Origin of the sequence: Streptomyces anulatus (assembly GCF_014650675.1) — a bacterium.
Lineage (GTDB): Bacteria > Actinomycetota > Actinomycetes > Streptomycetales > Streptomycetaceae > Streptomyces > Streptomyces anulatus.
Genome location: NZ_BMVK01000015.1, coordinates 184,433 through 194,780 on the forward strand (window position 1 = coordinate 184,433; position 10,348 = coordinate 194,780).

At 68.4% G+C, this 10,348-nt stretch carries 9 protein-coding genes; 6 read left to right on the plus strand and 3 right to left on the minus strand.

The window, feature by feature from the left end:
- Nucleotide 1: 1 nt before the first annotated feature.
- Nucleotides 2-3,139, minus strand: a complete 3,138-nt coding sequence (locus tag IE272_RS29885; protein ID WP_190008915.1) for a DEAD/DEAH box helicase — start codon at nucleotides 3,137-3,139, stop codon at nucleotides 2-4.
- Between the two features lie 144 nt (nucleotides 3,140-3,283).
- Nucleotides 3,284-4,291 (minus strand): SEC-C domain-containing protein, encoded by a 1,008-nt coding sequence (locus tag IE272_RS29890; protein ID WP_190008917.1) that lies wholly within the window; start codon nucleotides 4,289-4,291, stop codon nucleotides 3,284-3,286.
- Between the two features lie 445 nt (nucleotides 4,292-4,736).
- Here IE272_RS29890 and IE272_RS29895 point away from each other — a divergent pair, with 445 nt between their 5' ends.
- The 6 genes from IE272_RS29895 to IE272_RS29920 all read left to right on the plus strand — a co-directional run bounded on the left by IE272_RS29895 (nucleotide 4,737) and on the right by IE272_RS29920 (nucleotide 9,679).
- Nucleotides 4,737-5,453 (plus strand): class E sortase, encoded by a 717-nt coding sequence (locus tag IE272_RS29895; RefSeq protein WP_229897811.1) that lies wholly within the window; start codon nucleotides 4,737-4,739, stop codon nucleotides 5,451-5,453.
- 35 nt (nucleotides 5,454-5,488) lie between these two features.
- Nucleotides 5,489-5,734 carry a DUF3311 domain-containing protein gene (locus tag IE272_RS29900; RefSeq protein ID WP_190008921.1) on the plus strand — a complete coding sequence of 82 codons (246 nt, stop codon included), beginning with the start codon at nucleotides 5,489-5,491 and terminating at the stop codon, nucleotides 5,732-5,734.
- Nucleotides 5,731-7,269, plus strand: a complete 1,539-nt coding sequence (locus IE272_RS29905) for a sodium:solute symporter family protein (protein WP_190008923.1) — start codon at nucleotides 5,731-5,733, stop codon at nucleotides 7,267-7,269. The genes IE272_RS29900 and IE272_RS29905 overlap by 4 nt, the downstream gene beginning before the upstream one ends.
- Before the next feature lie 78 nt (nucleotides 7,270-7,347).
- Entirely contained in the window at nucleotides 7,348-7,728 is a 381-nt protein-coding gene (locus tag IE272_RS29910) for a DUF6412 domain-containing protein (RefSeq protein ID WP_057663078.1), read from the plus strand.
- Nucleotides 7,729-7,910: 182 nt separating this feature from the next.
- Entirely contained in the window at nucleotides 7,911-8,681 is a 771-nt protein-coding gene (locus IE272_RS29915) for a YidC/Oxa1 family membrane protein insertase (RefSeq protein ID WP_073741333.1), read from the plus strand.
- A gap of 137 nt (nucleotides 8,682-8,818) precedes the next feature.
- Nucleotides 8,819-9,679 (plus strand): fumarylacetoacetate hydrolase family protein, encoded by an 861-nt coding sequence (locus IE272_RS29920; protein ID WP_190008925.1) that lies wholly within the window; start codon nucleotides 8,819-8,821, stop codon nucleotides 9,677-9,679.
- A 186-nt stretch (nucleotides 9,680-9,865) separates the two neighbouring features.
- Here the strand turns inward: IE272_RS29920 and IE272_RS29925 are convergent, their stop codons facing one another.
- A complete protein-coding gene (locus tag IE272_RS29925; protein ID WP_190008927.1) occupies nucleotides 9,866-10,312 on the minus strand; it encodes a heme-degrading domain-containing protein in 447 nt (148 codons plus the stop codon).
- Between the last annotated feature and the right edge of the window lie 36 nt (nucleotides 10,313-10,348).

Consider the following 10,348-nt stretch of genomic DNA (forward strand, 5'->3'; position numbering starts at 1 on the left):
TTTAGCCTGCGGCGATTGCGGAGTACGTCAAAACGTCAGCAGGAATTTGATGGAGAACCTTCCACTCGATGGCCATGGGTTTGCTGCCCTTGTGCTTAACGTACTCTGCGGGTCCCAGTAGCATCCAAGGCTGCGGCCCGCCAATATCTGTTTTCTTGTAGCGGCGCACGAAGAGGAGGACATGGGTGCCCTTCTCTCCGTGCGTTTGATACCGAACGCCAGTGGGAGAGGTTTCCGAGGTCTGATTCTGTGACTCCCAGTGGAACAAGGAGTCATTGAGGGCGTAGTCCTTGTATCGAGTCTCGGGCGAAAAGTCTTTCTCATCCTTTTCCAGAGTGACGAACAGGGCGTCCGTTCGGATGTCTTCGCACCACTTCACTCCCTCGCGAAAGTGGCCAGGTTTGAAGCCGTCCACGGCAGCCTGCCCCAGCGCAGGGAGGATCTCTTCGCGACTGTAGGAAGCATGCACAGTCAGTGGGATGCTGGCCCGCATACCGAGAAGCGGGACTGGTACATGGTCAGCTTGCTCCAGGGCGTGAGTAAGCACCTGGCGAAGCTCGTCGCGGAACGCTTGCTGGGGGCGGAGTGTGTCCAAGCCTTCCTGGTAGCTAAGGAACTCCCCTCCTAGTGGCCAGAGGGAGAAGAAGAACATACGGGCGTATCCCTGTTCCTGCTCACTGAGGTTGTCGTAGGTAGGAGCGTCATCGTCCAGAAGTTTGCAATACGCAGCAACGCGTAGTGGGTCGTCTACGTGAAGGAATGCCGAAACCCGTTTCAGGAGGGCCGCCTCCCCTTCAGGGCTCGTCGGTTCGAGGAGCTTGGACCGACGCAACAGGCCAGTCCAAGAGTTCCCATTGCCGCGATACAGCTCCTTGAGCTCCCGGCCACTTTCCCGAAGGAAGTCTGCGAGCCGTGGCTCATTGTAGGCAGCCACCTCGCGCGCCAGCTGCGTCACGTTGACCGTGATCTGTGCGCGAATGTTGTCAATGATCAGTTCCTTGGCCTTCGACTCAAGGATGATCTGACAGCCGGAAGGGAGCTGAGGGAAATCCTGCTCGACATTGCTGAGCAGGCGGTTGCGTGTCAGGTTGGTCAGAGCGTGAAGCTGCTCCTCGAAGCGGAACTCCTTGCGATGCTGACCGATGAAATCCAGAACAGTAAGGACCGCCTTGTCTTCGGTACGTCGTAGCCCGCGCCCCAGTTGCTGCAAGAAGACCGTGGCGCTTGAAGTGGGGCGGAGGAGGAGCAAGGTGTCAACGTCGGGAATGTCGAGCCCCTCGTTGAACAGGTCCACGGAAAAGATGACTTGTAGATTTCCCGTGCGCAAGTCATCGAGGGCGGACTTGCGTTCGTGGCGTGCGGTGTCGCCGGAGAGTGCTACTGCATTGAGCCCTGCTCGCCGGAAGAAGTCAGCCATGAAGCGGGCGTGTGCGACGGACACACAGAAGCCTAGGGCCTTCATGGCGCCTGGGTCTGTGACCTTGTCCTTTACTGCCTGCACGACGAGTCGGGCACGGGCATCATTACCGGTAAAGAGATTACTCAGAGCTGTTGGGTCGTAGCCACCGCGTTTCCATGCGATGGCACTCATGTCCGTGTTGTCGGTGATCCCAAAGTAGTGGAATGGGCTGAGGAGCTCGTTCTCTAGAGCTTCCCAGAGTCGCATCTCGGCGGCGATCCGTCCGTCGAAGAACTCATCCTGGATGTTCAGGCCATCCATGCGCTCCGGAGTGGCTGTGAGGCCAAGGAGTTCGTGTGGCGTGAAGTGGTCCAGGATTTTGCGGTACGTGGGTGATGTGCCGTGATGAAACTCGTCGATCACGATCACGTCGAAGTGATCGGGGGCGAATCGATTCAGTGCTTGAGAAGTGAGTGACTGGACGCTGGCGAAAACATGGGTCCAGCGGTCGGGGTTCTCGTTAGCGAAGAGCAGCTCACCGAAGTTCGCTTCGACAAGGACGTTCTGATAGACGCGCAAGGACTGTTCAAGGATCTCCTTGCGGTGAGCCACGAAGAGTAGACGAGGATCGCGGCCGAGCGTCTGGCGCAGGCGCTTGTAGTCCAGTGCCGCCATAACGGTCTTGCCGGTACCTGTGGCGGCGACAAGGAGGTTCTGGTGCCGGTCATGCACGGTGCGCTCTACTTGGAGTCGTTCCAGCATGTCCCGCTGGTGTGGATACGGGCGAACTTCGAGGCCGGATAGCGTGATGCTTCGGTCGCTAGGGCGGGTGCTGCTGCCGGCGTGCGACAAGGCATCGTCGAGTCGTTGCGCGTCTGCGTCAGGGTCGTACGGCTCAAAAGCAGGCTCGCTCCAGTAGGCATCGAAGGTTGCCTCGAACTTGCGGATCACCGAGGGCGTTGCGATGGAAGACAGGCGGACGTTCCATTCGAGTCCATCGAGGAGCGCTGCCTTGGACAGGTTGGAGCTTCCGACGTATGCCGTGTCGAAACCGCTGGAACGCCGGAAAAGCCATGCCTTGGCATGTAGGCGGGTGGATCGCAGTTCGTAGTTGACTTTTACCTCGGCGCCGAAGTCTCGTACTAGGCGGTCTAGGGCCCGCCGTTCGGTAGCGCCAATGTAGGTAGTCGTGAGTACACGGATGGGGATGCCGCGGTCGCGCGCAGACGTTAGGGACTTTTCGAGGACTCGGAGTCCGTGCCACTTGACGAACGCACAGAGGAGATCGACTCGATCAGCGGTAGCTAGCTCGGCGCGCAGCTCGAAGCCGAGGCTGGGGTCCTCGGGGGAGTTCGTGATCAGTGCCGTTTCGGACAGCGGCGTCGCAGGGCGTATGGCGTATACGCCTGGTGCCTCCTGTTCCGCAACAGAGAGCAGCTGCCGCGGACCTTCAACGACGAGATCGACCCACTCCTGAGCGCCTTCGATTGTCTTGAGCGATTCCAGGATGTGGTTGGCGGCCATCACTTGCTCGGCTGGAGAGAGCCCTTGGAGGACCTGCCGCACGGTGGCAGCGATGTGGCGAGCCAGTACATGAGGCGCTGATTCCTGGCCGACCGCGGCATAGACGGGGTGCCAGCCAGCGGTGTCGAGTTGCTTCATCCGCTCGGCGAGCCGATGCGTGATGAGCGATTCGTACAGCCCAGCAACTGGTGCGTTGTCCGAAATGTTGTTGGGCATGGCCGAGTTCCCCTTGTCTCGCTGCGTACTACATGTGCAGTTGTATCAAGGGGGTCTGTCAGCCGGAGCGATGACCGGAGAAACCGTCGAGGCAGCCAGCCGCGAAGGTGCGGCTGCCTGCCTCGACGGGGGTGATGGTAGGAGTCACCCGACTCCGTGGCACCGCCCATAGGCCTCCCCGCTCCCGCACCAGCAGGCGGCCGTGCGGGACGGGGGCCAGGGGACGGCGCGGCCCCGGGCGGCGAGGGTGGTGGCGTACTGGGGGAGGAGGCCCGGGTCGGCCGGGGACGCGGCCTCGGAGGCGGCGAACGCCTCGTAAGAGGGGACCGTGCCGGTCACGATGCCCAGGTTCGGGGTGCCCGTCGCGTGGAGGTCCCGGAGCGCGGTCTCCAGGCGGTCCAGGTGCGTGGCGCGGTCCACGTACTCCTCGGTCAACGCCGGGTACGCGGTGAGCAGTTCGCGCAGTTCGCCCTCGGGCCAGTGCAGGACGGCGACCGGGAACGGGCGGGAGAGGGCCGTGCGGTAGGTGCCCAGCTCCGCGCGGAGGCGGGCGATCTCGGCCTTCAGCTCGACCGGGTCCGAGGAGCCCAGCGACCACAGGCGCTTGGGGTCGTGGAGTTCGTCCAGGGGGACCGGGGCCGTGTGCAGCGCGCCGGCCAGCTCGTCCCAGGCGTCGTGGTCCAGGCCCAGCAGCCTGCGCACCCGGTGGCGGCCGGTCAGCAGGGACTGGACGGCGTACGGGACCTCCTCACCGGGGGCCAGCAGCAGGGTCAGCGCGGTCGAGAAGAAGTCGTGCGCCGACTCCAGCTCGTCGTGCGCCTCCAGGGTCTCCGCGGCCACCTGCCACGGCGCCGCGTCCAGCGGGCCCGCGGTACGGATGCCGTCGATGATCGCCCGGGCCTCGGCCTCGTGGCCGTACTCCCAGAGGTTGGCCGCTTTCAGGGACTTGATCAGGTGCGGGTTGTCGACGGCGGCCTCGGGGCCCCCGAGCAGGTCGTCGTAGAGCGTGCTCGCGCGGGCGCGGTCGCCCGCGAGTTCCAGATGGGCCGCGGCCTGGAGGATCAGCGGTTCGTGGTCCTCGGGGTACTGCGCCGCGGTGCGGAGCAGACGCTCGGCTTCGGTGGTGTGGTCGGCAGGCGTGTCGGGGCGCATGGACCACACGGTACTGCCGGACGGCTGCGGCGTGGAGGAGAGGGCGGGGATGAGAAGAGGGGATGAGAAGGGGGAGAAGTCTGGAGAGTTGTGAGGTTTGCCCCTACCGTGCGCGCCATGCCCGTACGGCGTCGTGCGCGGGGCCGTGACGGGCGGACACGACCTCGTACGCGGGTGTGCGGGACCCGTACGCGGTGTGCGGGACCCGTACGTCGTGTACGGGCCGTGTCCGCCGTGCCGTGCCGTGCCGGGCCGTGCCGTGCCGGGCCGCCCGGACCGTGCTGGGCCGTGCGTGCCGGGCCGAAGCGGAGAGGTGGCGTCGATGCTGCGGGAGCGGGGAGCTGTGCGGGGACGGGGACGGGGACGAGGGCGGGGGGTTCGGGTCCGGGCGGCCGTGCGGAGGCGTGGGGGTGGTGCGCCCCGTCTGCTCGCCCGGGGGCTGTGGGTGTCCGCCGAGTTCGTCGTGACCCTCGGTGTCGTGCTGCTCCTCCTCGTCGCCCACCAGCTGTGGTGGACCAACCGCGAGGCGCGCGCCGAGGCTGGGCGCACCGTGCAGAGCCTGCAGCGGGAGTGGGACGAGCCTGCCGTCGTTGACGAGGGGGCGAGGGAGGGGAGCCCCCGGCCTTCGGGCTCCGGCCGGGCGGACGAGGCCGCGCCGGCCGCCCCGGCGGCGCCCGACGCCCCTGCCCGTCCCCGGTCCGCCCCCCGCTGGGACCAGGCGTACGCCGTGCTGCGCATCCCCCGGATCGGGCTGACCGCACCCGTCGCCGAGGGCACCAGCAAGGGCGGGGTGCTCGACCGGGGATACGTCGGGCACTACGCCCGCACCGCGCAGGCCGGGCAGGCCGGGAACTTCGCGCTCGCCGGGCACCGCAACACCCACGGCGAACCCTTCCGGCGCATCGACCGGCTGCGCGGCGGCGACCGGATCACCGTCGAGACCCGGGACGCCGTCTACACGTACACCGTCGGCAAACGGCTTGCGCAGACCGCGCCGTCGGACAGCGGGGTCATCGCGCCCGTGCCGCGCAGCAACATCACGACCTCCGCCGGCTACAGCGCGCCCGGCTACTACCTCACCCTGACCACCTGCACCCCCGAGTTCAGCTCCCGCTACCGGCTCGTCGTCTGGGGGAAGCTCACCTCGATGCGCCCGCGGTGACGGAGACCCCGGGCCGCCGGGAGTAGGGTCCCCGGGTGTTCGGAGTGATCAGACGACGCCCCCAGCTGCTGTGGCTGCTCGTCCCTTATGTCCTGTATCTCGGTGTGCTGCCGTTCGTGAACCGGGTCACCCCCCTCGTGTTCGGCATGCCCTTCCTCTTCGTGTGGCTCCTCGGGGCGACACTCCTCACGCCGGTCGCCGTATGGCTCACCAGACGGGCGGACCTCCAGGACCGGGACCGGGACCGGGATCGGGATCGGAACCGGGGTGGTCGCGCGTGAACGCCGTCGTCGCCACCTCCGTCTTCGCCGTCTTCATGGTCGCCGCCGTCGCCCTCGGCCTCCTCGCCCTGCGCGGGCGCGGCAAGGGCGGCGGGCTCGCCGAGTGGTCGGTGGGCGGGCGGAGTCTGGGCCCCGTCTTCATCTGGGTGCTGATGGCGGGCGAGGGCTACACCAGCTTCAGCTATCTGGGGGCCGCAGGCTGGGGCTACAACTACGGGGCGCCCGTCCTGTACGTCGTCGCGTACATGTCCTGCGGTTACGCGATCGGGTACGTCGTCGGGCCGATGCTCTGGGGGTACGCCCGCCGGCACGGCCTCGTCGGGATCACCGACATGGTCGCCCACCGCTTCGGCCGGCCCTGGCTCGGCGCGGTGGTCGCGGTGCTGGCCACGGTGTTCCTGCTGCCGTACATCCAGCTCCAGATCACCGGCATGGGGGTGGTCCTCTCCGTCATCTCCTACGGGGCCGTCAGCCTGAACTGGGCCTACTTCGTCGCCTTCGCCGTCACCACCGGCTTCGTCGTGGTCAGCGGGCTGCGCGGCAGCGCCTGGGTGTCCGTGCTGAAGGACGTCCTGGTCATCGCCACCCTGGGGTTCCTCGCGCTGTACGTCCCGCTGCACTACTTCGACGGGTACGGGCCCTTCCTCGACCGGCTCGTCACCGAGAAGAGCGACTGGCTGACCCTTCCGGGACACGGGGGCGGCGGGAGCGGGCTCGGGGAGCTGTGGTTCATCAGCACCACGTTCCTGAACTCGCTGACCGTCGTCATCTTCCCGACCACCGTCGCCGGATACCTCGGGGCCAGGAACGCCGACGCGCTGCGCCGCAACGCCATGTACCTGCCCGCGTACAACGTCCTGCTCTTCGTCCCGATGCTGCTCGGCCTCGCCGCCCTGTTCGTGGTGCCGGGACTGGCCGGGGCGGAGTCCAACCTCGCGCTGTTCAAGCTGGTCGTCGACTCGCTGCCCGCCTGGGCGGTCGGCGTCATCGGGGTCGCCGCGGGGCTCTCCTCCATCGTGCCCATGGCCGTCTTCATGCTGGTCATCGGGACGATGTGGGGGCGCAGCGTGCTGTCGCTCGTGCCGCGTCTCGCCGAGCGGCAGAAGTCCGCCGCCCAGGTCGTCGTGGTCGTCGCGGGCGGCCTCGCGCTGCTCCTCACGTACACCGCCCCCAACACCCTCGTACGCCTCTCCCTCATCTCGTACGAGGGGATGGCGCAGCTGCTCCCGATGGTGCTGCTCGCCCTGGTCTGGCGGCGGCTCACCTTCCGGGGCGCGTTCAGCGGGCTGATCGTCGGCGTCGCGGTGGTCTGCGTCCTCGTCTTCAGCGGGAACGATCCGTTGGGGGGCGTGAACGCCGGGCTCGTCGCCCTCGCCGCCAATCTGGCCGTCGCGCTCGCCGTCACCTTCGCCGGGCCCCGCGACCCGGACCCGCGGCCCGACGCCGAGGTGCTGGCCGGTGATCCGGTCGGGGACGAGGACGAGCCCCTCGCCGTGACCCGAGCCGCCCGGGGCGCATCCGATCATCGTGTATAACGAATGGAGTGCCGCGAGCTTCAAGGAGCTTCAAGGAGCGCTGTGCGCTTCGACGAACGGTACGCATGAACGGTACGGATGAACGGTACGCATGAGGCGTACGAGGAGGAACAGGAGGTGCACGCCGTGAGGGACGCCAACCCCCTGCGCCGCGCCTTCGCCCGGCTGCTCCGGCCCGCCGGACTCCTCGTCCTCTTCCTCACCGAGATCCTCCTCGCCGAGGGCGGCAGCCTCTCCGCGGCCGTCGCGCTCGCCGCCACCGCGGCCGCCGGCTCCGCGCTCCTCGCCTGCTCCGTCATCAGCGCCCGCTGCGCGTCCCCGGTGCCCCGCACCCGGGTCCGTACGGCCATCAGGGACCGGGAGCAGCGCACCGCGTTCCTCCCGCAACGCGACCCCGACGCCCGGGGCCGCACCAGGCCCCGAGCTCCCGGGCACGCCCTCCTGACGGCCGCCGCGTAGCGAATCCCGCGCTTCTCCCGCACGTCTTCTCGTACGTACCTCTCGCGCCTCCGCGCCGCGCCTCCTGCGTACGTACGTCCCGTACGGGCGGTGCGCCCCGCGCCGGTCGTCATGCCGAGTGATCACCCCGTACCTCCTCGCAGGTACCTCCCGGCACGACGAGACCCCCGGAGGGCTCACCCATGTCCGCCTTCATGTCCGCTTTCGCGAGCCTGGTCGGCTCCCTCGCCGATCTGCTCCAGCCGTTCTTCCAGACCGCGTCCACCGCCGCCGCGATCGTCCTGTTCACCGCGCTCGTCCGGCTGGCCGTCCACCCCCTGTCGCGGGCCGCCGCACGCGGTCAGAAGGCCCGCAGCCGGCTCCAGCCGCAGATCGCCGAACTCCGCAAGAAGCACGGCAAGAACCCGGAGCGGATGCAGAAGGCGATCATGGAGCTGCACGCCGCCGAGAAGGTGTCGCCGCTCTCCGGCTGCCTGCCGAGCCTCCTCCAGATGCCCGCGTTCTTCCTGCTCTACCACCTGTTCTCCAGCAGCTCCATCGGCGGCGAGCCCAACGCGCTGCTCAGCCACGACCTGCTCGGCGCACCGCTCGGCGGGCGCTGGCACGACGCGCTCGCGCACGGCGGGATGTTCGGCGCGCAGGGCTGGGTCTACCTGGGGCTCTTCGCGATCGTCGCCGCCGTCGCCACGTTCAACTACGGACGCACCAAGCGGCAGATGGCCGCCAACCCGATGACGCCCGCCGCCGGCCCGGACGGACAGGCCGTGCCCGGCATGGGCGCGATGACGAAGCTCATGCCGCTGATGTCGTTCTTCACGCTGATCACCGTGGCCGTCGTCCCGCTGGCCGCCGCACTCTACGTCGTCACCACGACCACCTGGACCGCCGTCGAGCGGGCCTGGCTGTACCGCGACATGCCGGTCGCCGGCAGCGCCATGGCCACGGCGGCGTAATCGGCCGGCCCGCCGCGCCGGTCCAGTGTGTGAACGAGGTCTTGCGGAGTGATCGCAACTCTTGGACGATCGGCCAAGTCCTCCGTCGGCCGCAACCCGCCGGAGGGCCACCACCTCGACCAAGAGGAGTTGGACCGTTGAAGCTGCTTCGAGTCGGTACGGCGGGCGCCGAGCGCCCCGCACTTCTCGACCGCGACGGGACTCTGCGTGATCTGTCGGGGATCGTCCCCGACATCGACGGCGAACTGCTCGCCGACGCTTCCGCGCTCGCCCGGGTACGGGCGGCCGCCGAGGCGCCCGGCGTGCTGCCCGCCCTGGACGCGACGGGGCTGCGGACCGGCCCGCCGCTCGGGCGCATCGGCAAGATCGTGTGCATCGGGCTGAACTACCACGACCACGCCGCCGAGACGGGTGCGGAGATCCCGGCGGAGCCGATCCTGTTCTTCAAGGCCCCCGACACCGTCGTCGGGCCCGACGACACGGTCCTGGTGCCGCGCGGCAGCCGGAAGACCGACTGGGAGGTCGAGCTGGCCGTCGTCATCGGGCGGACCGCCCGCTACCTGGAGACGGCCGAGGAGGGCCTCGCGCACGTCGCCGGGTACGCGACGGCGCACGACGTCTCCGAGCGCGAGTTCCAGATCGAGCGCGGCGGCACCTGGGACAAGGGCAAGAACTGCGAGACGTTCAACCCGCTGGGGCCCTGGCTGGTCACCGCCGACGAGGTGCCCGACCCGCAGGCCCTGCTGCTGCGACTCTGGGTCAACGGCGAGCTGAAGCAGAACGGCACCACGGCCGAGCAGATCTTCCCGGTCGGCGAGGTCGTCCGCTACCTCAGCCACTTCATGACGCTCTACCCGGGCGACGTGATCAACACCGGTACGCCCGCCGGGGTCGCGATGGGACAGCCCGAGCCGAAGCCGTACCTGAGGGCAGGCGACGTGGTGGAGCTCGAAGTGGAAGGGCTCGGCCGGCAGCGGCAGGAGCTGAAGGGGGCGTAGTCCCCTCGCCCGACGCATGACGGGGGTGGGGCGTCACGTGTGTGTACGTGACGCCCCGCCCGGCTTCCGTACGGTGCCGCCTAGCCCGGCCTCCGTACGGTGACGCCCCGCGCGGCTCCCGTACGGTGACGCCTCGCCCCGCTCTGTACGGTGACGGCACCCGGCCCCCGTGCCGGCCGGCTCCGCTCAGGCCCCCGTCGTCGCCGCGAACTGCTCCAGCGCCTCGACCACCATCGCGTGGTCCTCGGCCTGCGGCAGCCCGGACACCGTGACCGTGCCGATCACGCCCGCGCCCGTCACCGCGATCGGGAACGAACCGCCGTGCGCCGCGTACGTGTCCGGGTCCAGGCGCGAGGACTCCTCGAACGTGGTGCCCTTCGCCCGGAACCGGGTGCCCACCAGGTACGAGCTCTCGCCGTACCGCTCGACGACCTTGCGCTTGCGGTCGATCCACGCGTCGTTGTCCGCGCTGGAGCCGGGCAGCGCCGCGTGGAAGAGCTGCTGCGCACCGCGCCGGATGTCGATCGCGACCGGTGCGTGCCGCTCCCGGGCCAGCGTGACCAGCAGGCTGCCGAGCACGAACGCGTCGTCGTAGCCGAAATGCGGCAGAGTGAGCTTCTTCGATGTGGCCACCGATCGGGTGACGGTCCGTGAAGCGCAACGAGCGAG